Raw genomic sequence first — 22738 nt, 5'->3', positions numbered from 1 at the left:
GCAACGACGATGTTCGAATTGATCGACGAATGGGGCCCGGAGAAGGTCGTGTGTGTCTCCGACGCACGCACCGGCATGCGCGGCGTTCTGGTCATCGACAACACTGCCCGCGGAATGGGCAAGGGCGGCACCCGCATGTCCACCACGGTCAGTGTCGGCGAGGTCGCCAGGCTGGCCCGCAACATGACCTGGAAATGGGCGGGGGTCGACCTCTTCTACGGCGGCGCCAAGGCCGGTATCTGGGCCGACCCGACTGCCTCCTCCAAGGAAGCGGTGCTGCGTGCCTTCGTCCGGGCACTGCGCAACGAGGTCCCCGAGGAGTACGTCTTCGGGCTCGACGTGGGATTGACCGAGAAGGACGCCGCGATCATGCTCGACGAGGTCGACGGTCGCGGCGGCGCGGTGGGCACCCCTCACGCGCTCGGCGGGCTCCCGTACGACCAGCTCGGGGTCACCGGCCACGGTGTCGCGGAGTCGGCGGACGCCGCCGCGCAGACCCTCGGCCTGTCCACCGGTTCGCTGAGCGTGTCCATCCAGGGCTTCGGAGCGGTCGGAGCGGCGAGCGCGAAGCGCCTCGCCGAACTCGGGGCCACCGTCGTCGCTGTGTCCACCTCGCAGGGTGGCCTCCACAACCCGGACGGGCTCGACGTCGCCACCTTGCTCGACCTGCGTGATCAGTACGGTGACGGTCTCGTCGACCAGTACTCCGACGCGAAGCCTCTCGCTGCCGGGGAAGAACTCTCGGTGACCGCGGACGTCCTGATCCCGGCAGCGTTGCAGGACGTCATCGACGTCGATCTCGCCCGGACGTTGCCGGCCAAGATCGTTGTCGAAGGCGCGAACCTGCCGAGCAACCCCGAAGCACAGTCGGTGCTGTTCGACCGCGGCGTGACCGTGGTTCCGGATTTCATCGCCAACGCCGGCGGCGTGGTTGCCGCAGCCGTGGCGATGGACGCCCGCTACTCCGGAATCCGTCCGGAACCGGCAGCCGTGTTCGACAACATCTCGAACAAGCTGCGCGCCAGCACCATCGACACCCTCGATGCGTCGAAGGTGCAGGGGCGGACCACCCACGAGGTAGCCCGCACCACCGCCCAGGAGCGCGTGCGCGAAGCCATGGTGCTCCGCGGTCGTGCCCCGCACACCGCCGCGTTCTAGAAGGTTCGACACCAACCACGCGCAACTGTGTGACCCACTCCGGTCAGCGGGCGCGCCCCATTCATTCAGGCAAATGCATCGACCTGGTCGTTCGTCGGGTGTCCCCGAAACCGGTAGGGCATTACATCACTACTCTCGAAGGAAAGAAGAGGACGACATGAGCAAGGAACTCCCCGAACAGGCGTCCGTCGTCGTGATCGGCGGCGGCGTCATCGGCGCCAGCATTGCGTTCCACCTCGCCGAATCGGGGGTCTCCGATGTTGTCCTCCTGGAAAAGGACGAGTTGGCCTGCGGGTCGACGTGCAAGGCCGCCGGCGGTGTTCGCGCCTCCTTCAGCAACGAAGCCAACATCGCGATCGGTCTGCGCGGCCTCGACGTGTATTCGCGATTCGCGCAGGAGTACCACCAGGAGATCGACTTCAGCCGCGACGGCTACCTCTATCTCCTCTCGGACCAGGCCAACGTCGACATCTTCACCGAAAGCGTCGCACTGCAGAACCGCCACGGCGTTCCGAGCCGCATGGTCACCCCCGAAGAAGCACAGAAGATCTCGCCGCTCATCAGCACAGACGGACTCCTCGCCGCCTCCTGGTCACCCCAGGACGGCAAGGCCACCCCAGAATCGGTCGTGATGGGATACGCCGCCGCTGCCCGTCGACACGGCGCCCGCATCGTCCGCCACTGCGCGGTCACCGACATCGAGAGCACCGGCGGCACCATTACCGCAGTCGTGACCGAACACGGACGCATCGAGACCGACACCGTGGTCTGCGCCGCCGGAGCCTGGTCGGCCGGCATCGGCAACATGCTCGGGGTGAACATCCCCGTCGTTCCCGTCCGCCGACAGATCGCCTTCACCGAGCCGCTGTCCGAGTTGCCCGCATCCTCGCCGTCGCTGACCATCGACTTCCCGTCGAACTTCTACTTCCACCCGGAAGGTAAAGGCCTGCTTCTGGGCTGGTCCGACCCGAACGAGCGCGAAGGGTTCAACCTCAAGTTCGAACTCGAGGACTGGCTGATGGGACTGGGCGCCATCGCCGAGACCCGGGTGCCGGCCGTACTGGACTACGGCATCAGCACCGGTTGGGCCGGCCTCTACGAGGTCACCCCCGACCGCAACCAGATCATCGACCGCTCCACCGAGGTCGAGGGCCTGCTCATCGCCACCGGCTACTCCGGCCACGGCTTCCTGATGGGACCGGCGACCGGCGAGATCGTGCGCGACCTCTACCACAGCAAAGAGCCCGGATACGACATCAGCTCGTTCACCCTGGACCGTTTCGCGCAGGCCGGTATCGGCGCAGGCGAGACAAACATCGTCTGACCCCACCCGTTGCACCGCCCAGCAGACGACGATCACCTGCCCCTCAGGAGCCGGACTCATGGCCGAACAGATCGATGATCACTTCACCACCACCGTCGCCGCGATGGCCGATACGACACGTCCGGGAGCGAGCGATCACGACCAGCCCGTCGAGACAGCGTCGAGCCTGTTCGTGCAGCAAACCCTGGACCTGTTCGATTCTCAATTGGGCAGTCGGCACCTGGATCTGGTTGCCCGACGGCTTCGCGCGAAGGGCAAGGGCTTCTACACGATCGGCTCGTCCGGGCACGAAGGCAACGCCGTCGTCGCGGGAGCCCTCCGACCCACCGACCCGGCGCTGCTGCACTACCGTTCCGGTGCGTTCTTCCTCCAACGCGCCCGGCAGGTCCGGGGCAGCAACCCGCTGCGCGATGTGCTTCTCGGCGTCGTCGCCGCCACCGAGGAACCGATGTCCGGCGGCCGGCACAAGGTGTTCGGCCGCCACGACCTCAATATCATTCCCCAGACCTCGACGATCGCATCTCACCTGCCCCGCGCGGTCGGCGTCGCCTTCTCCATCGCCCGCGCCGCCAAACTGAACGTGCTCTCCGCGTGGCCCGAGGACGCGATCGCGGTATGCAGTTTCGGCGACGCCTCGGCGAATCACTCGACCGCGATCGGCGCGATCAACACCGCCATCCACTCGGCCTTCCAGGGACTTCCGCTTCCGCTGTTGTTCGTCTGCGAAGACAACGGGATCGGCATCAGCACCAGGACGCCGAAGGGGTGGATCTCCGCGAACTTCGGCAACCGTGAGGGTCTCGAGTACTTCACGGTCGATGGATCCGACCTCCCGATGGCCTACGCCACCGCGAAGCATGCCGCCGACTGGGTTCGCAGGCACCGCAAGCCGGCGTTCCTGCACCTGCGCACCGTGCGGTTGATGGGCCACGCCGGCTCCGACTTCGAAGCCGCCTATCGCACCACGACCGAGATCACCGCAGACTTCGACCGGGATCCGGTGCTGTGCACGGCGAAGCTGCTGATCGAGCGAGGGCACCTGAGCCCCAACGACGTCCTCGCGCTCTACGACGACAAGCGCGCCGAGGTAGCCGCGCTCGCGCAGGAAGTCAGCGAGCTGCCGCAGCTCGACAGTCCCGCCGCAGTGATGCGGCCACTGACCGAGGGACTCGACGAGGCGATGGCCGCCGAACCACGACGGACCTACCCGGCCCGCCGAGCCCAGATCGTCGGCAGCCCAATGCCCGAAGACGAGGGCCTACTGACTCTCGCCCTCTCGATCAACCGCGCCCTGCTCGATGTTCTCATCGAGTACCCCGAGGCGCTGGTGTTCGGTGAGGACGTGGCCCGCAAGGGCGGGGTCTACGGGGTGACGCGGGGTCTGATGAAGAAGGCGGGGTCGGCGCGCGTGTTCGACACGCTTCTCGACGAGCAGGCGATCCTGGGACTGGCGCTGGGCGCGGGGGTGTCCGGGTTGTTGCCGATCCCGGAGATCCAGTACCTGGCGTATCTGCACAATGCCGCCGATCAGATCCGCGGGGAGGGTGCGACGTTGCAGTTCTTCTCCGACCGTCAGTATCGCAATCCGATGGTGGTGCGGGTCGCGGGATACGGGTATCAGAAGGGGTTCGGCGGTCATTTCCACAACGACAATGCCGTCGCCGCATTGCGTGACATCCCCGGTATCGTCGTGGCGTCGCCGGCGCGCCCCGACGACGCCGCGGCCATGATGCACACGTGCGCGGCGGCCGCGCGGACCGCGGGGGCGCTGTGTGTGTATCTGGAACCGATTGCGCTGTATCACACCCGGGATCTGTACGAGGACGGTGACGAGCGGTGGCTGGCCGCGTATCCGGATCCGGTGGAGCGGGCCGAGAACCATGTGCCGATCGGCTCCGCCCGCACGTACGGTGACGGTACCGACCTGACGATCGTCACGTTCGGCAACGGGGTCCGGATGAGTCTGCGGGTCGCGCGCCGGCTGGAGAAGTCGCACATCGCCGCGCGTGTGGTGGATATGCGGTGGCTCGCACCGCTACCCGTGCACGACATCCTCCGGGAGGCGAACGCCACCGGACGGGTGCTCGTCGTCGACGAGACCCGCACATCGGGGGGTGTGTCCGAAGGCGTGGTCGCGGCACTGGTCGACGACGGCTTCACCGGGCCGCTCGCACGCGTCACGAGCGACGACAGTTTCATCCCGCTCGGCGACGCCGCCCTCGAGGTCCTGCTCTCGGAGGACACCATCGAGGCCGCGGCGATCAAGTTGGCACAGGTGAGCTGATGGCATTGGTCGGGCCGGAATCCGGGGCGGACTCTCGCCGAGAGAGCGGCGCCAGTACACATGGTTCCACCCCTCGAGTAAGACTGGGACGTAACCTGTCCGAGCACGAACCGACACCGGGAGCAGTTGTGCCCACCTTCGATCCCGCACCGCAGGCTGCAACGCGACGTGCCCAGGACTTCAACGGCATCGCAGTGTTCGACGCCAGCGAACACAACCTCGCCCACGTCGATGTGGTCATTCCCCGGGACTGCATCGTCGCGTTCACCGGAGTCTCGGGATCGGGCAAGTCGTCGTTGGCCTTCGGCACCATTTACGCCGAAGCGCAACGGCGGTTCCTCGAGTCCGTCACCCCGTACGCACGCCGGCTGATGGATCAGATCGGAGCGCCCAGGGTTGGGGACATCACCGGGCTTCCACCGGCGGTTGCCTTGCAGCAGGCCCGCGGTCACACCTCCGCCCGATCGTCGGTCGGCACCCTCACCCATATCTCGAACGTGCTGCGGATGCTGTTCTCCCGAGTCGGTACCTACCCGCCGGACGCCCCCGTCCTCGACTCGAACGCCTTCTCGCCCAACACACCCGAAGGCGGATGCCCAGCCTGCCACGGCCTCGGACGCACCCACGACGTCGATATCGATGCCCTGGTGCCGGACCCGAGCCGAAGTATCCGCGGCGGTGCCGTCGCCGCATGGCCCGGCGCCTGGCTGGGCAAGAACTACCGCGACATCCTCGACACACTCGGTATCGACGTGGACCGCCCCTGGTCCGAGCTCCCGGAAGACCAGCGTGAGTGGATCCTCACGACCGAGGAGCAACCCACGGTCACGGTGTCACCCGTGCGCGACCCGGGCAAGATGGTGCGCGACTACCAGGGAACGTTCTCGAGCGCCCGCACCTACATTCTGCACACCTACGCGACGACGAAGAGCGCAACCCAGCGGGCGAAGGTCGCCCGATATCTGGTGTCCCGGCCCTGCAGTGCCTGCAACGGCAAACGGCTGCGCCCCGAGGCGCTGGCCGTCCGGTTCGCCGGCCTCGACATAGCCGACGCCACGGAACTGTCACTGGCCGATCTGGCCTCGGTCCTCGACGCCGTCGTCGTATCCCGCGATTCCGCCGCAAGCGACGCAACCGAACGCGCATCCGCGGCGCTGGTCGACAACCTTTGCGGCCGCCTCGCGGGTCTGACGGAGCTCGGGCTGGGCTACCTGAGTCTCGCCCGTTCGACCACCACTCTCTCGCCGGGAGAACTTCAGCGCCTGCGGCTGGCCACCCAGCTGCAATCGGGTCTGTTCGGAGTGTTGTACGTCCTCGACGAACCGTCCGCAGGCCTGCATCCCGCCGACACCGAGGCGCTGGTCACGGCCGTGCGGCGGCTACGCGCGGCAGGCAACTCCGTCTTCGTCATCGAACACAACCTCGACGTCGTCCGCGCGGCAGATTGGATCGTCGACGTCGGTCCCGGAGCCGGGGAGCACGGCGGGCGGGTACTCTACAGCGGTGAGGTGGACGGTCTCGCGCACGTCGCCGAATCCATAACTCGCCGATACCTTTTCGGAACCGCCGAGAGTTACCCCGAGCCCGGACCGCCGAGCAGGTGGATCGAACTCGCCGGCATCACGATGCACAACCTGCGGGATCTGACCGTGCGAATCCCGCTCGGGGTGCTCACCGCGGTCACCGGCGTGTCCGGATCGGGCAAATCCACACTCGTGAGCCGGGTTCTCACCGACGTCGTCGCCCAACACCTCGGCGTCGACAGCGAACCCGGCGCCGACACCGGGGGAGACGACGCCGACGACTCCACGGTCGTACTGACCGAGGAGCGCGAGAAGAACACCGAGCTGACGGTCGTGGCCGCCCACGGGCTCGGACACATCAACCGGCTGGTGCGCGTGGACCAGACCCCGATCGGGCGGACTCCGCGCTCGAATCTCGCGACCTACACCGGTCTCTTCGATGTGATCCGGAAACTCTTCGCCGCACACCCCGTTGCCCGGGAACGCGGATACAGTCCGGGCCGATTCTCATTCAATGTCAGTGGCGGCCGTTGCGAGGAATGCGAGGGAGCCGGTTCGATCACCATCGGCATGCTGTTTCTGCCCGAGGCCTCCGCACCGTGCCCGGCCTGCGCGGGCGCACGATACAACGCGGAGACCCTCGAGGTCCTCGTCGACGGCCGGACGATCGCCGACGTCCTCGCGATGACGGTCGACGACGCCCGTGCTTTCCTGAGTCACGTCCCGGCGGCGGCGAAAAGCCTTGACATGCTCGCCGAAGTCGGTCTCGGATATCTGCGGCTCGGCCAATCCGCCACCACCCTGTCCGGCGGGGAGGCGCAACGCGTCAAACTCGCCAGCGAACTGCAGCGCCTCCGATCCGGGCACACGCTCTACGTACTCGACGAACCGACCACCGGATTGCACCCTGCCGACGTCGATCGCCTCATGGTGGTGTTGCGACGGCTCGTCGCGGCGGGAAATACCGTCGTACTCGTCGAACACGACATGCCGGTCATTGCCGCGGCGGACTGGATGATCGATCTCGGGCCCGGCGGGGGAGACAACGGCGGCCGGATCATCGCCTCGGGACCACCGACGGTCGTTGCCGAGACGGCCGGCTCCGCCACCGCCGCTTATCTCGCTCGGCATCTCGCCGTGTGAGGGTGCGCATGTGAGCGACGAAGTCGGTATCCGGTTCGTGTGCTACCGGTTCAGTGGGCGTGGATTCCGTAGACGGTGACGACGAAGCTGTGTCCCTTGGCGGTGCAGGTGACGTCTCCCATGAACCCTGCGAGACAGGTGGTTCCCCCGTGGGTGATCGTTTTCTGGTACAAGCTCTGGCTGGTGGCGACCTCGGAGATGTCGGGGTTGCCGCCGGGCAGGGTGAACGGGGTGCCGGGCGAGAAGGTGGGGTGAGCGGGAAGCCAGGGAAGGTCGATGACGACGTACTGGACGGGTCCCAGCCACGGCAGTCCGAACTCGCCGAGGATCGGGAAGTCCATCGGCAATGGTTGTGGCAGATCGCATCCCACGCTGTCGTCGGGTGCGATCGAGCAGTTGAAGTTCCCCACACGGAAGTAGACGGGGGTGGGGGAGTCTGCCTGTGCGGGTGTTGCGAACGCGAGGAGAGCGGCTGCTGTAGCCGTGAGCAGGCTGGTGGCTCGCTTCACTGAACGTTTCATACGAGGTATATGCGCTGGGAACGGCGGGCGTTAGCTGGGCGTGGCATCGGATGCTCGAGAACTGACCGTGAGGAGCGAGAACGTCATGGCGACGGCAGGCGAGCAGACGGACGGACCGGACGGTACGGCCGAGCGAGTTGCCCTGTGGCGGGCGATGCACGTACAGGTCGACGCGCCGCCACACGTGCTCGTCGACGAGATCGGCCTGCAGCTCGCGTCTCCGGGCGACGGCTGGCGGGCTCGCCCGGACATGGACCCGGCCGGCACCAGTGGGTTTCGGGCGGCCCATTGTCGCGCGTGCTCGTTTCGACGACGCCGATCGCCCCGGATTCCGGGCGTCCGAGAGCGGTGCGCGGGCGGCCGGAACACCGTTCGTCAGTTTCTACACCCCGCCGGAAATGCTGACCCTGGCCCGCGAGGCCGGCTTCGACGGCGCGCAGCATGTGGCGGGAACTTCACTCGCCGAGCGCTACTTCGCCGATCGATCCGACGGCCTGCGCCCGTCGAGTGGAGAAGACCTGTTGGTGGCCACTACCTGAGAGCTTTGTCATGTGACGGCACAGCTGGACATCCGTCTAGATGACAGGCGCGGCGCCGTGGGCTACAACTGTTGAGGCATCGACAGTGACGTGACTCACATTTTGCGTCCGGACTGGATCGTCGGCACACCGGCGGGTCGGCGGTCGATGCACGAGAGCGAAGGAGCATCGCGGAATGATCGAGGACAGCACCGAACTACTGACTCCGACTCCCGGCCCGACACGCCTGATCCCTCGTAGGCGTCCCGACGGACGTGAACTACTCGGCACGGCGAAGGGAATCCTGATCGCCGGTCGCGGCTGCAGTGACGCCCAGGCTTTCGACGAACTCCTCGACGTCGCCCGGCGTCATCATCTGACCGTCCTCGGCGCTGCCCGGAGCCTGGTAGACCTCGCCGCCGGACCCTCGCCCCGTCGGCGCTCGCCCGAAGCCGCCCGATTCGAAGAGTGGGAGCAGTTGGTCAACCAGCTTCCTCCCCGCCGACACGCGCAGGCGAGTTGACGCGACCCCTCACCGACGCCGGCAAGTAGCGGACCTCGACTGACGGGCGCTCCGGAAGGTCTGGCCTCAGCCGCGATTACGTGGTGGCCGGCGGTGCCAGCCGATCATGCGAGATCGGCTTCGGTGGCGCGTTGGACCCAGGCCGCGAATTTCTCGGAGCCCTCGCGGTCGGCCACGTACCGTCGAACGATCCGCTCGACGTAGTCGGGCACCTCGGTGGCTGGAAGCTTGTGGCCGCGCAATTTGCGCCCGAAGCTCGTATCCAGCCCGAGGCCGCCGCCGAGATGAACCTGGAATCCCTCGACCTGGTTGGAATCGTCATCGGTCACGATCATGCCCTTGAGGCCGATGTCGGCGACCTGGATGCGGGCGCACGAGTTGGGGCACCCATTGAGGTGCACTGTGATCGGGTGCTCGAGCTGATCCTGGACGTCGGCCAATCGCTTCTCGACGTCTGTGATGAGTGCGGCGGCTCGCGCCTTGGTTTCGACGATCCCGAACTTGCAGAATTCGATGCCCGTGCAGGCCATGGTGCTCCGTCGCCACGGTGACGGGCTCGACGGGAACCCGAGAGCGTCGAGACTCGATCGAAGTGAGCCGACCTGTTCGTCGGGCACATCGAGGATGACGAGTTTCTGCATCGGGGTGATGCGGACCCGCCGGGATCCGGATGCTTCCGCTGCTCGTGCCAAGTCGGTCAGCGCGGTGCCGCCGACCCTGCCCACGACGGGTGCGATCCCGACGGCGTTGAGACCGTTCTTCTGACGCTGGATACCGACGTGATCGCGGGGTTCGTCGAGCGGTTCGGGTGCTGGTCCATCGAGCATCGCGCGTCCGAGGTATTCCTTTTCGAGCACGTTGCGGAACTTCTCGACACCCCAGTCCGAGACGAGGAACTTCAGGCGCGCCTTCGCCCGCAGTCGCCGATACCCGTAGTCGCGGAAGAGGGAGACGATTCCGATCCACACGTCGGGCACGTCTTCCAGTGGTACCCATGCGCCGAGGCGCTCGCCGATCCGCGGATTCGTCGACAGGCCGCCGCCGACCCAGACATCCAGTCCCGGGCCATGAACCGGATGGTCGACACCGATGAACGCCACATCGTTGATCTCGTGGACCACGTCTTGGAGGCCAGAGATGGCGGTTTTGAACTTGCGCGGCAGGTTAGAGTACTCGGGGTTTGCGATCAATCGGCGGGTGATCTCGTGCAGAGCGGGTGTGGCGTCGAGAACCTCGTCGACGGCGATGCCGGCCATCGGCGAGCCGAGGACCACGCGCGGGGTGTCGCCTGCGGATTCGGCGGTCGTGAGGCCTACCCCTTCGAGTCGCCGCCAGATTTCGGGTAGGTCCTCGACCCTGATCCAGTGCAGCTGAATGTTCTGGCGGTCGGTGAGATCCGCGGTGTCGCGGGCGAACAGTCGGGAGACTTCACCGACGACGCGCAACTGTTCAGTGGTCAGTGCCCCTCCGTCGATGCGGATGCGGAGCATGAAGTGCTCGTCCTCGAGCTCTTCCGGCGGCAACGTGGCGGTTCGGCCGCCCTCGATGCCAGGTGCGCGCTGGGTGTAGAGCCCCCACCAGCGGAATCGGCTTCGCCGATCGGTCGGGTCGATGCCGGCGACGCCGGTACGGCAGTACACCTCTTCGATTCTCTTGCGCACGTTGAGGCCGTCGTCGTCCTGTTTGACCTGCTCGTTCACATTGAGTGGCTCACGGTCGCCCTGTGCCCATTGCCCCTCCGTGCGCGGGGTCTTCGCCTGCGCAGGGCGGGTCTTCGGTGTTGTCATCGGTGCTCCTGTCGAAACTGCGTGCCCGAAACTGTAGCGTAGGCGAATAGATCGTGCATTAATTATATGTGCACACCCCGGTTGCCGACGACGTGAAGGACGAACCATGAGTAGAAGCAATTTTCTGGTCGACGCCGAATGGGTCGTCGAACACGGACACGACCCCGACGTCGTCCTCGTCGAGGTGGACGAGGACACCGCGCAGTACGAGACGAACCACATCGACGGTGCCGTCCGGATCGACTGGAAGCGCGATCTTCAAGATCCGGTGCGCCGCGACGTCATCGATCGGCGATCGTTCGAGAAACTCCTGTCCGAGAGAGGCATCGCCAACGGCGACACGGTGATCCTGTACGGCGGGAACAACAACTGGTTCGCGGCCTACGCGTACTGGTACTTCAAGCTCTACGGCCACCGCGACGTCCGGCTGCTCGACGGCGGACGCAAGAAGTGGGAGCTCGACGGCCGGCCCTTGTCGAGCGAGAAGGTCACCCGGCCGGTCACCGACTACGTGGCGTCCGAGCCCGTGTCGGGAATCCGCGCGCACCGCGACGAGGTGATCGAGCAGATCGGGAACAAGAACCTTGTCGACGTCCGGTCTCCCGCTGAATTCTCCGGGACGATCCTCGCTCCCGCGCAGTTCCCGCAGGAACAACCCCAGGTCCCGGGGCACGTCCCGACTGCGGTCAACGTGCCGTGGTCCAAGGCTGCCGCTGACGACGGCACCTTCCTCAGCGAGGACGAACTCCGCGCCCTGTACGGCGGCGCCGGCCTCGACGAGACGAAGGACATCATCGTCTATTGCCGGATCGGCGAAAGATCGGCGCACAGTTGGTTCGTTCTCCACGAACTGCTCGGCTACCCCGACGTTCGGAACTACGACGGCTCCTGGGTGGAGTACGGCTCGTTGGTCGGCGCCCCGGTCGAGCGGTAGCCCGAGCCCTTGACCAGGTCTCGCTTTACCGAGCTCAATCAGCGCGTGCGGTTCATGATGTTCACCGTGTTCCGGGTGGCCCCCGGCGCGCTGCCGGATGTGCGCGCCGAGGTGGTGGACGATGCGCACGCCTATCTCGAGCGAGTTGCCGAGTCCGGTGTTTCGATCCGCGGAATCTACGACGTCGCAGGACTACGTGGAGATGCCGACTTCATGATGTGGACGCATGCCGACACCGTCGAGGGATTGCAGGCCGCCTACTCCGGTTTTCGTCGCTGCCGACTCGGGCGGGCGTGTACGACGGTGTGGAGTGCGGTCGCGCTCCACCGGCCGGCCGAATTCAACCGCACTCACATCGCGGCGTACGTGGCCGATGAGGAGCCGGGGCAGTTCGTGTGCGTGTACCCGTTCAGCCGATCGCTCGAGTGGTATCTGCTGCCGGACGCCGAACGGCGACGGCAGCTCGCCGAACACGGCCGAGCGGCTCGCGCCTACCCGGACGTGCGGGCCAACACTGTGAGTTCCTTCGGGTTGAGCGACTACGAGTGGATCCTCGCCTTCGAGGCTCCGGACTCGAGCCGGATCGTCGACATGATGCGAGACCTTCGTGCGACCGACGCGCGTCGGCACGTTCGGTTGGAGACGCCGTTCTTCTCCGGCCCGCGAACCGGCCTCGATGCCCTCGTTGCGCGTCTGCCTCGAGGATCGCCGACTATCTCCAGAATCATTCGTGCAATACTAGTTATTGCACGAATCATTCTGGTACCCTGGTGGCATGACCGCAGACATTGAGCAGGAGAAGGCCGGCGACGATCTACTCGCTCTCGACCGGCAGGTATGTTTCGCGCTCGCGATCGCGAACCGGGCGGTTCTCGCCGTCTACCGCCCCCTGCTCGAACCGATGGGGCTGACGCATCCGCAGTATCTGGTCATGCTCGCTCTCTGGGGAAAGGCCCCGATGGCGGTCAAGGAGATCGGGACCGCGCTGCAACTCGATTCGCCCACCCTCTCGCCGCTCCTGAAGCGCCTCGAGGCGTCCGGACTGATCACGCGCACCCGCAGCCGGGCCGACGAGAGGCAACTGGATGTCGAGCTGACCGAAGCCGGTGCTGCGCTACGTGCGGAAGCCGAGAAGATTCCGCCCGCCGTGATCGAGAAGCTCGGGGTCGGCCTGGCCGAGCTCGAAGAACTCCACGACGTTCTCACTCGCGTCAATCAGGCTGCGCTCAGAGCGGGCGCGCTCGATCAATGAGGACAATCATGTCGAATTCGACTTCAGCACAACGTGAACAGGTAGTTGTCATGTCGCGAAACACGCAACGAACCCGGCCCGGCCCCATACAGTGGCTGGGCTACGCGGTAGGCCGCAAACTTCCCGACTCGATGCAGGACTGGGTCCGCAACGACCTGGTCGGTGACTGGGCGGTTCCTCGGCACCTCATTCGCAGCATGGTCCCGTTCGTTCCGGTCTTCGCCGCGTTCTTCCTGTTCCCGGGACCGCTCGGACTGCGCGCCTCCATGGTCCTGCTCGGAGTGCTACTCGCCGTGTTCTACGCGGTGTCGTACATGGCGCAGAACCGATCTCGACGCCTCGAGAGGCACGGACTGCCGCCCGATCTGGAGAACCCGAGGAAGGCGTCCCGTCACGACGCCGAAAAGGCGGCGTACGAGAAGCTCCACGGACCTTCCGGCACCTGGGGCATCGAACGGCGGAGTGGCAACGAACCCCGCTGAAGACAGTCGATCAACCGATGCCGAGAATGGTCACATGGTGAGGACCATGCGATAGCGTGCCCGACCTTCCTCCATCGCTGCATAGGCCTCCGCCGCTCGAGTCAGAGGCCGTTCCTCGATTCGGGCGCGCACGCCTGACAGGACCGCGAAGTGCATCGTCTCTTCGACGTCGCGGGCGGTGCCGGACGGGTGGCCGGTGACATCGACGCCGGGAGTGATCAGCTGTAGCGGACTGATCGGCAGTGGGTCGGGCGTGACACCGACGACCGTGAGTTCACCGAGCGGAAGCAGCCCACCGACCACATCACCCATCGCTTTCGAGTTCGCCGCGGTCCCCAGAACCACGGACACGCCACCGAGAGCCTGCAACGCTTCGCTGACGTCGCCGGCGGTGGAATCGATGTAGTTGTGGGCGCCGAGCTGACGGGCGTCGTCGCCTTTGTCGGCGCCGCGGGCGATGGCGATCGTCTCGAAACCCATCGCCCGGGCGAACTGCACACCGAGGTGGCCGAGTCCGCCGATGCCGAGGATGGCGACGCGGTCGCCCGGGACGGCCCTGGTTTTGCGCAGCGCGTCGAACGTGGTGACCCCGGCGCAACTCATGGGTGCTGCTTCCGCGAAGGACAGCTCGTTCGGAATCCGGGCCAGCGCATTTGCTGGAACGATCACCGACTCGGCGTATCCGCCGGGGTACTGCCAGCTCGGCACCTGCAACTTCTCGCAATGAATGAAGGAGCCCTGACGACAGGGGATGCACTGGTTGCAGTGCCCACCGAACCAACCCACAGCGACACGGTCGCCGACGGCGTAGTGGTCGACGCCGTCGCCGAGTTCGGCGATGGTTCCGGCAATCTCGTGTCCAGGTGTCAGGGGCCAGGACATGTCCGGGAACGCGCCGTTGACGAAGGCGTGGTCGGTGCCGCATACTCCGCACGCCGACACCGCGATGCGTACGTGGTCGCGCGGGGGCGACCCTGTTTCGACGTCGACGAGTGTCAGCGGTTCGCCGGGGGCCTGGACGTGAACTGCCTGATGGGTTGGCATATGCATCCTCCCTGTCTGTCATCCTGGGCGATCGAGACCTACGTTTCAGTCAAGCCCCTCGGCTGAGCTCCTGACAAGGGTTGACGGGGTCCGACCCATCGGCTAAGTCTGCCGGACTCGAAGCTGAACTATCGGACAACTGCCGGCACGACCGATGAAAGTCGTCGAACGAGCATTGCGCGTTACGGACAGGCGAAGCGAGTAGGCGAGCTGCCGCGGACTCGTCAGTCATTGCACCTCGGCGGACCGACAAATCTAGACCACGTGAAATCTATGGATTGTCGGCGCAATTCATCATTGCGATCGGGGTCGCCGAAAGCTGACGGTTCGCGTGCGCCTGGCTGTGCGGGCGCATCGAGTGTCGCGCGCAGCGACGGAAGTCATTCGGACCACGAGGAATTCAGGATCGCATCCACGAAGTCACCCCGGACGAAGCCGGGAACGAAGTGTGCCAGGACATCGGCTTTCACGTTGCCGAATGTGGTGTCCGGGCGGTCGTGGAGTCCGTCCGTGAAGGCAGCGAGGATCTCGTCCTTGAAGTCCGGCCGCGGGTGGGATGCAACGACGGCGGCGCGTTCCGCGTCGGTGATGGCGTCGTAGCCGATTCCGAGCACGTCGAGTTCGACGCCGCGGGTAAGTAGCGCGATCTCCGGGGCCCTATGCAGTGGAATCTCGGGAGTGGTGTGGAGTGCGATGCTCGTCCACACCGTGTCTGTGCGTCCTCACCGATTCCGTGGGAGCGGAGGAAGTTGCGGGCCTCGTCGGCGCCGTCGATCTCGAATCGCCGACCAGCGCGTACGCACCGCATCCTGACCCTTCCCGCCGTCCGAAAGGCCGCAGCGCCCCGCCTACGTGAAGGGCCCCGCGCCGAGGTCACCGACGAGAGGACCCCCCTGACGGATCCCGAGATTCTGGAACTGACCTACACCACGAGGCTCTACGACATGCACGTGACCATGTGCCGCGCTCTTCGTCTCGAATTCGACGACCGGCCCGAGTTGGTCGCCGAGGTCGAGATTCCTGCCGGTGTCTCAGTTCGGGATCTGTCGGCCGACCTGTCCGGGGAATGACCTGATGCTCGAACATATGTACAGCAACAGTATTCAGGGTGCGGGTCGTCTGCCTTACGTCGCCTGTCCGACAAGGTGCGCTGATGTTCGGGGGCCTCGTGGTCGTGGACCGGGGGAGACGCCGAGCACGGAGAGTGTGCGACGCTCTTTGTCCGGCAAGGCGTCGGCCCTCCACTTCTTCACCGCCCGGTAGAGCCACTGGCCCACCTGTTCACCGTCAGCGGTGACATAGTTCGCGGGAACGAGTGCGTTGCCGTGCTCTTCACGGTAGGCGGCGATGGCGGTGAGCATCCGTCGCCGCTTCGCGTCGGTACGTGACACGGCCGGAAGTGGGACGTCGTCATCGCTCCACAGGAATCCGATCGCGTCGAGTTGCTCGATGCGCTGGGGCGGCAGTGTGCCGAGCATGCGGGCAATCCGCTGGCGGTCCTGCCAACGTCCCAGTCGGAAACCGCATTCGGTGACGTAATCGGCCGGGACCGGAGTTCGGGGGTGCTGGTGCTGAAAGGCGCGGTAGAGCTGCAGTGCGGAGGTTGCGGGCCTGTTATCTCGCATCGAGATCGCATCCTTGTGAAAGCCGTCGAGCATTATCCGGATAATCATCACTTCAAGTATGTCAACGAGTTTGACGATCTGTCACGAAAGTCGGCTCGTGTCGCCCGGGGAATGCAATCTCTGCCGGGGCGACGAATGCCCGAATGTGGCGCTAGTCGTGGATGTCGACAGCGATTCTCGTCGGTTCTGTGAGAGTCGTGACCTGGAACTGCGGGTAGTCGGTACGGAGGCCGACGAACGACTGGGTGCCTCTCTCGTAGTTCGGCGTGAGGTGCACCTCGACGACGCTGTACGCCGCGGGGTCCGACAACGGGTTCGGTCCGTTGTACGCGGCGATCCCACTCTCGGCCGCGGAGTCCGTGTCGAAGAAGTAGATCTGCAGGATCGATCGACCGTGGATTCGTGTCGCGGTCTCTTGGCCGCGTTGCGTTGCCTCGGCGACGTATTCGGCGCGCCAGCGAGGTGCGTACGTGCCGCCGAAGTCGTAGACGATGCGATCGAATCCGTCGTGACGTTCGATATGCACGCCACTGGCCGTAACTCCGGGGACGGGTGGAACGACCAGTATCCTCGGGCCCGGTGTTGTCGGTGTGGGAGGGTCGGGGATACCGGGACCCGCGTTCGGGTCCGTCGGCGGGGGAGGATCCGGTGGTTGGGGCGCGGCACCTCCGCCGGATTGTGCAGCGGGGACCATGCTCCACGGGATCGTCGTTCCTTCGACGGATCCCACTTGTTCGCTGGGCGACTGGCAGCCCGCCGCCAGGGCGATACAAGTCGTCATTGCGACGAACAGGATCGGTGTGCGCGTTTCGCCCCTCATGGTATGGGTATCGTCCTGCGCCGACGAGATGTGACTCGCGCAGCCGGAGGGTGTGGATCTGGACGTCAAGTGCCTGAGCGTGCGTAACCGGGACTTGCTTCAGGGACACGTCATTGTCCGGCACCTTGCGGATGGGGGCCACAGACAGCCCGAGATCGCATAGCGTGCGGACCAGGTCGAGGCGAGCCACTGCCTGAGCGTTGCGCTCAGCCAACTGGACGATGGACTAGAGCTCGTTGTCATCCACGTAGCAAGAGTGTGGTGTCCACGACCTGCTCGCCGACATGTGGCACTCCGCGCCGGATCCGTAACAGACCATTCGGTCTGGACGATCAAGATGCCAAGGTCTTATACCGACACAAGGAGCGAGAACTATGGGTTCATCTGAAGTCTTCACCGATTTGGTCGCCTGGGGTGCCGAGGGTTTTCTGAACGGAAATCCGGTGCAGTCGGCAGTGGGTACCGTGCTGTTTCTCGGCCTGGGACTCTGGGACCTCGTCACGGGTGCACCCATCGTCATCTGAGCCGGCCAGATGCTAGGCCGCGGGCTTCGACACGTCGCCAGCGGGGATGCCCGACACCAGACATCTTGCTACTGAAAGGATCTCAATGAGAAACGCTATTGTCGTTGCAGCACGCGCCACGGCCGCCGTCGTATCGGGGCTGGCCTTCACGGCGATCATCGGCTCCGGCACCGCCCAGGCGGACCCCCAGGACTGCGTCATCCAGCAGGATGCCTTCAGCGCGACGGCGACCTGCCATGACACCGATGCGCCCGCTGGCAGGGAGTACGCGCTGATCGTCGACTGTTGGGGCCTTCACGGCATCCCCAACGCCTTTCCGTTGTATGCGATCGGGCCCTTCAGTCAGTCCAGTCCCTCATTCGTGCCGACAGGTCAGGCCACCGGGGCTTGCAGCACGAATTGGGGTGCCCCCTCGTTGAATGCCGGCGTGATCACCAACGCCCGCGTGGAGATCTATCGCCAGTAACAGATGACAGGGACGCGACCGCGTGTTCGCCGAACCCGTGTACTCGGTTGGGCTCTCGCGTCATGGCTTCACCGCATCACCAAGGCGAGGGCCGTAGCGTCATCGACCGTGCGCAGAGCTGACCGAACAGAGATCCGCTTTCGGGACGCGCGTGGACCCTTGCGGGTGTGCGCGCTGGGCGCCGATCTCGTCCCGGTGCAGGTTCGTCAATCGGGAAGTTCGTTGGACGTGCCACTGCGCACACTGGCCTGTGACGGACGAAGTCGACTCCGCCGGCGACAGCCGCTGCGACCTCGGGAGGGCGACCGATGGAATTTGTTGCCGGCATGGGATCGGCTTCTCATGCTTGTCCGTGCGCGGAGCTTCGGATTGTGGAGGTGCCCGGCAGGTATTTCGCGCCGGTGTCGTCGGGAGCGGTGTCCTCGCAGCGGTGGGGACTGGCATCGAAACTCATCGCAGTTCTGGCGTCGTCGTAGGTGGGCCAGCCGGGATCTCCGTGGGTCGCGAAGTCGAGCCAGGTTTGGTGCATCGCGCGGGTGAGGGCGCCGGGTGCGGCGTCGCCGATGAGGCCGCGGCATGCCTGTGTCGTGTCGAAGACGAAGGGGACGTCGAGGCCGTGTGCGGCGCCGTGCAGTGGTGATCGCCAGGCGAATTCGTAGACGTAGGTGGGGCCTGGGTGGCGGCGCGCAGTGCGGCGGCTCGGTGATCTGAACATCAGGTCCGTGTAGGCGGTTGTGAGTGCGTGCGCGGGGGTGACGGCCGGGTCGTGGAGACCGTGTCGTTCGAGGAGCGCTTCGGCATCGGGGTAGGTGGCGGCCAACTCGGCTACGGCGTCATGCGCGTCGAAGGCGGCGAACTCGTCGGCACCGAAACCGAGGTTGACTTCCTCGAGCGTTGTGCCGATCAACAGGTCGACGCCGCGCGAGTGTGTACTCGGGACTCCGACCGGATCGGGGAGGACGTCGTCACCCGTGGTGGGGAGGAACAGCGCACGACGGTGGCCCGGGTCGAAACCGTTGTCGTCGCGCAGGTCTGGGTGGGGGTCGTTTCTGAGCAGCGCTGCCTGCGCGCGTAGCAGGTCGGGGGCAGAGATTTCTCGGAATGCGTCTGTGGTCGCGGAGGTTCCGAGCCTGGCAGCGAGTGCCTTCGTGAGTTCTTCGGTGAGCTCGAGCCTGCGGGCCATCTCGTCGTGTCCGCTCTGGACGATCGCGCGCTGGAACAGTCCGGCGGCCAGCGGGGAGTGCAGCAGGAACGCGACCGAGGAGCCGCCGGCCGATTCGCCGAAGACGGTGACGTTGTCCGGGTTCCCGCCGAACCCGGCGATGTTGTCGCGAACCCAGCGCAGTGCTGCGATCTGATCGCGCAATCCAATGTTCGTGATCTCACCGGACAGTGCGAGGAAGCCCTCCGCCCCGAGTCGATAGTTGACGGTGACCAGGACGACGCCGTCGCGCGCGAACGAGGTGCCGTCGAAGGCGGGGGCGGCGCCCGACCCGATCACGAACCCGCCGCCGTGGACGTAGACCATCACCGGAAGCCCACTCGTGCCGGGGTCGGGTGTCCAGACGTTGAGATTGAGGTATTCGCCGTCTCCGGCGACCCATCCGGGTCCGATCAGCGGCGCCAGATTCGCGTGGGCGGGGTGCAACGGCGGCTGGGGTGCGGTCGCGCCGTAACCGGTGGCGTTCCTGGTCCCTGCCCATCGTTCGGCAGGGGCAGGGGGTGCGAATCGGCGTTCGCCCGCTGGAGCTGCCGCGTAGGGGATTCCCAGGAATCGGGCGACCCCGTCGGTGTGGTCACCGGAGAGTCGCCCTGCCTCCGTGCTCACGGTACGGACGGTCATCAGCGACGCCCCTTTCGTATGTGCGCGTCACGCTGGATGGTCGGGTCGAGGGTGGTGTGTGAAATCGGTACCCACCTGGTCCAAGCCTGCCATGGGCTTCGGTGTCCGGCCTGAGAGCTCTGCCGTCAAGTCGTGTTGTGGGTCGTGATAGACCACTCGGACGACGGTCCGCACGAGGCAGCGCATGACCTAGCGGAATCTGTTCTAGATTCGTCTCACCGCAGGAGTGAGATGCGCGCAGCTGTTGATCCGGAACTCCGAGCGCGACACCCGAGCTGCCGCTCGACGCCGCTCGAGCTCGTACCGATGAAGTCCGGAAACTCGCGTGGTCACACATCGCGCGGTCTTACGCTGGTACGCGAGAGGGAAAGGCGGGTGAGTAATGCTGCTGCAGAACCGCATCACGATCGTCCACGGGGGCAGTGGCGCCGTCGGTTCCGCGGTCGCGCGGGCGTACGCGCGGGAAGGCGCTGAGGTGCACCTCACCGGACGCACGCGAGCCACGCTCGAGGATGTCGCCCACAGCATCAGGGACGAGGGAGGGATTGCGCACGTCGCTGTTCTCGATGCGGTGGACCGGGACGCGGTCGAGCGGCATGCCGCAGCGGTGGCGGACCAGAGCGGCGGCATCGATGTCTGCTTCAACGCCACCTTCAACGACGACATCCAGGGCACTCCGCTCGTCGACATGCGGGTCGGCGACGTCATGCAGCCAGTCGCCAAGGCGGTCACGACGAGCTTCACCGTGGCCACGGCCGCTGCGCGCCACATGGTGGGACGCGGCAGCGGCGTCATCCTCGTCATGGCTGGAGGACGGGAGGCGATCCCGAACCTCGGTGGCTCCCACGTCGCGTGGGCCGCACTCGCCGGCCTGTGCCGACAGCTGGCCGCCGAGCTCGGGTCGCAGGGTGTCCGTGTCGCCTGGCTACTGTCGCCGGGCTCCCCGGAACCGGACGAGCCCGACCCGGACGCCACCCGTCTGCTGCTGCCGCGGCGCCCGAGCTACGTCGATGTCGCCAACGCGGCCGTCTTCGCCGCGTCCGACTGGGCCACTACGATGACCGCGACCGAGATCAACCTCACCGGGGGCGCTGTAGTCGACTGACTCGAGGCCGCCGGTTGGACGAACGCCCACAGGCACACGACTCGAGGAGACACCAGTCGACGGCCGCCGCTTCGGTGTCGAGTGTTCCGTGGGCGGCGATGATGGCGAGGTCCGCATCCTCCGAGAAGGTCCCCAACTGGACCCGACGTTGAAAATCGTTGTCCGCGAACACGTCGAAGTAGAGGGTAGCGACCAACCCGCGGAGGGGATGAGCAGGTGCTGCCAACAGGACTGCGGTCACCGGACTCTCGGATGATGATCGGATTCGTCGAGACCGCGGTGAGGGCCGATCAACCGTGGCGAACTCGTGGTCGTAGCGGTGGGATCGGACATGTTCCAGCTCAGATCGGCGGGTCATCCGCGTGCCTCGACCAAGTTAAGTATCTTGAGGGGCGTCATTATATTTACACGAAGGGACAGGCCCACATGACCCGCACCATCGCAGTGGTCAACCATAAAGGTGGCTCCACCAAGACCACGAGCACGGTCAACCTCGCCCAAGCCCTCGTCGAAGCCGGCTACACCGTCCGCGTCATCGACCTCGACCCACAATGCAACGCCACCACCTGGCTCGGCGCCACGCCCGAAGCCGTCGACAACGATGTCCTGTCGGTACTCATGCTGGTTGCGAGCATCGAAGACGCCACCACCATCACCGCGTCCGGGATCCACCTCGTTCCTGCCACCAAGGAACTCGATTCCGTCGGGCCCTACTTCCTCAAGAAGCCCGGTGCACACGGCATCCTGCGCAAAGCCCTCGCCAGCGCTCCCGAGGTCGACTTCAACCTCCTCGACTGCCCCGGAGACTTCGACCACCTGACCATCAGCGCACTCGTCGCCTGCACCGAAGTGCTCGCCGCTGTCATGACAGGAGCCATGGAACTCGAAGCGCTCATGCGGATCGAAAACTACATCACCCAGCAGGTCGAGCTGCTCAACCCCACCGCACGGCTCAATCACATTCTGTGCGGCCGCGTCGAACTCGGCCAGGTCATCGACCAGCAGGTCCTTGCCGCGCTCCGCGAAACCTACGCCGAGCAGACGATGCGCACCATCATCCCGAAGTCCGTCCGAGTCAGCGAAAGCTACAGCGCCGAAGAACCCGTCGTCAGGTGGGCACCGTCCTCCTCCGCAGCTCGCGCCTACCGCGACGCCGCCCAAGAACTCGTCGAAAGGGACCCCCGATGACCGTGACACGTAAACCCGGACTCGCAAACAACCCCCTCGAACGCCGCCACCAGCCCCGCACAGGCGCCCACCAGGACGGGACGTACTCGAGAACGAGTCGCAAGGACCTCCTGACGAACGTGACACGTAAAGCCGGACTCGCAAACAACCCCCTCGAACGCCGCAAGCCACGACTGCCGAACCTCGTCGAACAGGGCGTGGACCTCGCACAAGGAGCAGCCACCATCGCCGAACCTCAACCGGGGCCGGTGGCCCGCGGCGAGGAAAAGAAGACCACCAAACGGGTGCCCGCAGACAAGAAGCAGGTATCCGTCTACATCAACAGCGCCAAGGTCGAAAATGGTAAGAATGCCATCGCTGCCATCGGCCACATCGCCGGCGCCCCCAACAGTTGGTCCAACCTCGTCGACGAAGCCCTCGACCAGTACCTCGCCGTTCTCGAACGCAGATACAACAGTGGCGAACCCTTCCCGCCGCGGAACGCCGAATTCGTCCGGGGATCACGCATCAACTAGCCCGCCCCGGAGCAGTCACAATGACATCGAGCACGACCGGCTCGTCAGTCGATCGTGGCAGGCTATCGGTAGGTGCGGTTGTTACGCATCGAGGACAAGCCGGTAAACGCTGCTCGAGACCGTCGAGATCGACCCCGAACGGGCCCCGACCCCGAGCTC

Annotated in this window: 19 protein-coding genes and 4 pseudogenes; 16 read left to right on the top strand and 7 right to left on the bottom strand. The window is 65.7% G+C overall.

Translation table 11 applies throughout. The features are described 5' to 3' along the window. The first annotated feature begins 9 nt into the window (after window positions 1–9). From G9373_RS12720 to G9373_RS12705, 4 genes are all read left to right on the top strand, one after another. Window positions 10–1158 carry a Glu/Leu/Phe/Val dehydrogenase dimerization domain-containing protein gene (locus tag G9373_RS12720; protein WP_054248523.1) on the top strand — a complete coding sequence of 383 codons (1149 nt, stop codon included), beginning with the start codon at window positions 10–12 and terminating at the stop codon, window positions 1156–1158. 157 nt (window positions 1159–1315) lie between these two features. Continuing rightward, window positions 1316–2482: an FAD-binding oxidoreductase gene (locus tag G9373_RS12715; RefSeq protein ID WP_005571347.1), complete on the top strand. Its 1167-nt coding sequence runs from the start codon at window positions 1316–1318 to the stop codon at window positions 2480–2482. A gap of 58 nt (window positions 2483–2540) precedes the next feature. Continuing rightward, complete coding sequence (locus tag G9373_RS12710; protein ID WP_133983944.1) at window positions 2541–4766, top strand: thiamine pyrophosphate-dependent enzyme; 2226 nt, start codon at window positions 2541–2543, stop codon at window positions 4764–4766. Between the two features lie 128 nt (window positions 4767–4894). After that, entirely contained in the window at window positions 4895–7432 is a 2538-nt protein-coding gene (locus tag G9373_RS12705) for an excinuclease ABC subunit UvrA (RefSeq protein ID WP_167115325.1), read from the top strand. Window positions 7433–7482: 50 nt separating this feature from the next. Here the strand turns inward: G9373_RS12705 and G9373_RS12700 are convergent, their stop codons facing one another. Beyond that, window positions 7483–7941 carry a hypothetical protein gene (locus G9373_RS12700; RefSeq protein ID WP_167115322.1) on the bottom strand — a complete coding sequence of 153 codons (459 nt, stop codon included), beginning with the start codon at window positions 7939–7941 and terminating at the stop codon, window positions 7483–7485. A gap of 97 nt (window positions 7942–8038) precedes the next feature. Here G9373_RS12700 and G9373_RS12695 point away from each other — a divergent pair. Together G9373_RS12695 and G9373_RS12690 are read left to right on the top strand one after the other, a co-directional pair. Next, window positions 8039–8492, top strand: a pseudogene (locus G9373_RS12695) (methyltransferase). 175 nt (window positions 8493–8667) lie between these two features. Further along, a complete protein-coding gene (locus G9373_RS12690; protein WP_005253133.1) occupies window positions 8668–8994 on the top strand; it encodes an ANTAR domain-containing protein in 327 nt (108 codons plus the stop codon). 104 nt (window positions 8995–9098) lie between these two features. Here the strand turns inward: G9373_RS12690 and G9373_RS12685 are convergent, their stop codons facing one another. After that, complete coding sequence (locus G9373_RS12685; RefSeq protein ID WP_133983938.1) at window positions 9099–10781, bottom strand: nitrite/sulfite reductase; 1683 nt, start codon at window positions 10779–10781, stop codon at window positions 9099–9101. A 106-nt stretch (window positions 10782–10887) separates the two neighbouring features. On the opposite strand from G9373_RS12685, the gene G9373_RS12680 reads away from it, so the two are divergent. The 4 genes and pseudogenes from G9373_RS12680 to G9373_RS12665 all read left to right on the top strand — a co-directional run bounded on the left by G9373_RS12680 (window position 10888) and on the right by G9373_RS12665 (window position 13449). After that, window positions 10888–11715: a sulfurtransferase gene (locus G9373_RS12680; protein WP_005571770.1), complete on the top strand. Its 828-nt coding sequence runs from the start codon at window positions 10888–10890 to the stop codon at window positions 11713–11715. Window positions 11716–11769: 54 nt separating this feature from the next. Further along, window positions 11770–12414 (top strand): annotated as a pseudogene (gene hemQ / locus G9373_RS12675) (hydrogen peroxide-dependent heme synthase); the annotation flags it as partial. 76 nt (window positions 12415–12490) lie between these two features. After that, on the top strand, window positions 12491–12967 hold the full coding sequence (locus tag G9373_RS12670; protein ID WP_005571768.1) for a MarR family transcriptional regulator: 477 nt from the start codon (window positions 12491–12493) through the stop codon (window positions 12965–12967). Between the two features lie 50 nt (window positions 12968–13017). Further along, window positions 13018–13449: a DUF5313 family protein gene (locus G9373_RS12665; RefSeq protein ID WP_037202753.1), complete on the top strand. Its 432-nt coding sequence runs from the start codon at window positions 13018–13020 to the stop codon at window positions 13447–13449. A 30-nt stretch (window positions 13450–13479) separates the two neighbouring features. Here G9373_RS12665 and G9373_RS12660 read toward each other — a convergent pair whose 3' ends face one another. Together G9373_RS12660 and G9373_RS12655 are read right to left on the bottom strand one after the other, a co-directional pair. After that, entirely contained in the window at window positions 13480–14493 is a 1014-nt protein-coding gene (locus G9373_RS12660; protein WP_133983936.1) for an alcohol dehydrogenase catalytic domain-containing protein, read from the bottom strand. Window positions 14494–14873: 380 nt separating this feature from the next. After that, a pseudogene (locus tag G9373_RS12655) lies at window positions 14874–15289 on the bottom strand (diguanylate cyclase); the annotation flags it as partial. A 97-nt stretch (window positions 15290–15386) separates the two neighbouring features. Between G9373_RS12655 and G9373_RS12650 the strand changes: the two are divergent. Further along, window positions 15387–15563 (top strand): annotated as a pseudogene (locus G9373_RS12650) (carboxymuconolactone decarboxylase family protein); the annotation flags it as partial. Window positions 15564–15617: 54 nt separating this feature from the next. On the opposite strand, the gene G9373_RS12645 reads toward G9373_RS12650, so the two are convergent. After that, window positions 15618–16118 carry a helicase associated domain-containing protein gene (locus G9373_RS12645; protein WP_005242081.1) on the bottom strand — a complete coding sequence of 167 codons (501 nt, stop codon included), beginning with the start codon at window positions 16116–16118 and terminating at the stop codon, window positions 15618–15620. Window positions 16119–16269: 151 nt separating this feature from the next. Next, a complete protein-coding gene (locus G9373_RS12640) occupies window positions 16270–16644 on the bottom strand; it encodes a hypothetical protein (RefSeq protein WP_005571763.1) in 375 nt (124 codons plus the stop codon). 668 nt (window positions 16645–17312) lie between these two features. Between G9373_RS12640 and G9373_RS12635 the strand changes: the two genes are divergently transcribed. Both G9373_RS12635 and G9373_RS12630 read left to right on the top strand, forming a co-directional pair. Next, a complete protein-coding gene (locus G9373_RS12635) occupies window positions 17313–17462 on the top strand; it encodes a hypothetical protein (RefSeq protein ID WP_166680588.1) in 150 nt (49 codons plus the stop codon). A gap of 85 nt (window positions 17463–17547) precedes the next feature. Beyond that, window positions 17548–17928 carry a hypothetical protein gene (locus tag G9373_RS12630; protein WP_182624870.1) on the top strand — a complete coding sequence of 127 codons (381 nt, stop codon included), beginning with the start codon at window positions 17548–17550 and terminating at the stop codon, window positions 17926–17928. 340 nt (window positions 17929–18268) lie between these two features. On the opposite strand, the gene G9373_RS12625 is transcribed toward G9373_RS12630, so the two are convergent. Further along, window positions 18269–19771 (bottom strand): carboxylesterase family protein, encoded by a 1503-nt coding sequence (locus tag G9373_RS12625; protein WP_005253166.1) that lies wholly within the window; start codon window positions 19769–19771, stop codon window positions 18269–18271. A 382-nt stretch (window positions 19772–20153) separates the two neighbouring features. On the opposite strand from G9373_RS12625, the gene G9373_RS12620 reads away from it, so the two are divergent. The 3 genes from G9373_RS12620 to G9373_RS12610 all read left to right on the top strand — a co-directional run bounded on the left by G9373_RS12620 (window position 20154) and on the right by G9373_RS12610 (window position 22579). Beyond that, on the top strand, window positions 20154–20876 hold the full coding sequence (locus G9373_RS12620) for an SDR family oxidoreductase (protein ID WP_133983934.1): 723 nt from the start codon (window positions 20154–20156) through the stop codon (window positions 20874–20876). A 426-nt stretch (window positions 20877–21302) separates the two neighbouring features. Continuing rightward, window positions 21303–22064: a ParA family protein gene (locus G9373_RS12615; protein WP_005253168.1), complete on the top strand. Its 762-nt coding sequence runs from the start codon at window positions 21303–21305 to the stop codon at window positions 22062–22064. After that, on the top strand, window positions 22061–22579 hold the full coding sequence (locus tag G9373_RS12610; RefSeq protein WP_005253169.1) for a hypothetical protein: 519 nt from the start codon (window positions 22061–22063) through the stop codon (window positions 22577–22579). Before G9373_RS12615 ends, G9373_RS12610 begins: the two co-directional genes overlap by 4 nt. Window positions 22580–22738: the final 159 nt, after the last annotated feature.

The organism is Rhodococcus sp. A14, assembly GCF_011603105.1.
Taxonomy (GTDB): Bacteria; Actinomycetota; Actinomycetes; order Mycobacteriales; family Mycobacteriaceae; genus Rhodococcus_F; species Rhodococcus_F opacus.
The sequence above is the reverse complement of the archived record's forward strand: the minus strand, read 5'-3'. Positions and strand labels throughout refer to the sequence as shown.

Coding starts and splice junctions, on each gene's coding strand:
- G9373_RS12630 (WP_182624870.1), top strand. CDS start 17,548: ATGAGAAACGCTATTGTCGTTGCAGCACGCGCCACGGCCGCCGTCGTA.
- G9373_RS12720 (WP_054248523.1), top strand. CDS start 10: ATGTTCGAATTGATCGACGAATGGGGCCCGGAGAAGGTCGTGTGTGTC.
- G9373_RS12710 (WP_133983944.1), top strand. CDS start 2,541: ATGGCCGAACAGATCGATGATCACTTCACCACCACCGTCGCCGCGATG.
- G9373_RS12645 (WP_005242081.1), bottom strand. CDS start 16,118: ATGCGAGATAACAGGCCCGCAACCTCCGCACTGCAGCTCTACCGCGCC.
- G9373_RS12665 (WP_037202753.1), top strand. CDS start 13,018: ATGTCGCGAAACACGCAACGAACCCGGCCCGGCCCCATACAGTGGCTG.
- G9373_RS12685 (WP_133983938.1), bottom strand. CDS start 10,781: ATGACAACACCGAAGACCCGCCCTGCGCAGGCGAAGACCCCGCGCACG.
- G9373_RS12635 (WP_166680588.1), top strand. CDS start 17,313: ATGGGTTCATCTGAAGTCTTCACCGATTTGGTCGCCTGGGGTGCCGAG.
- G9373_RS12625 (WP_005253166.1), bottom strand. CDS start 19,771: ATGACCGTCCGTACCGTGAGCACGGAGGCAGGGCGACTCTCCGGTGAC.
- G9373_RS12615 (WP_005253168.1), top strand. CDS start 21,303: ATGACCCGCACCATCGCAGTGGTCAACCATAAAGGTGGCTCCACCAAG.
- G9373_RS12680 (WP_005571770.1), top strand. CDS start 10,888: ATGAGTAGAAGCAATTTTCTGGTCGACGCCGAATGGGTCGTCGAACAC.
- G9373_RS12690 (WP_005253133.1), top strand. CDS start 8,668: ATGATCGAGGACAGCACCGAACTACTGACTCCGACTCCCGGCCCGACA.
- G9373_RS12620 (WP_133983934.1), top strand. CDS start 20,154: ATGCTGCTGCAGAACCGCATCACGATCGTCCACGGGGGCAGTGGCGCC.
- G9373_RS12670 (WP_005571768.1), top strand. CDS start 12,491: ATGACCGCAGACATTGAGCAGGAGAAGGCCGGCGACGATCTACTCGCT.
- G9373_RS12715 (WP_005571347.1), top strand. CDS start 1,316: ATGAGCAAGGAACTCCCCGAACAGGCGTCCGTCGTCGTGATCGGCGGC.
- G9373_RS12660 (WP_133983936.1), bottom strand. CDS start 14,493: ATGCCAACCCATCAGGCAGTTCACGTCCAGGCCCCCGGCGAACCGCTG.
- G9373_RS12610 (WP_005253169.1), top strand. CDS start 22,061: ATGACCGTGACACGTAAACCCGGACTCGCAAACAACCCCCTCGAACGC.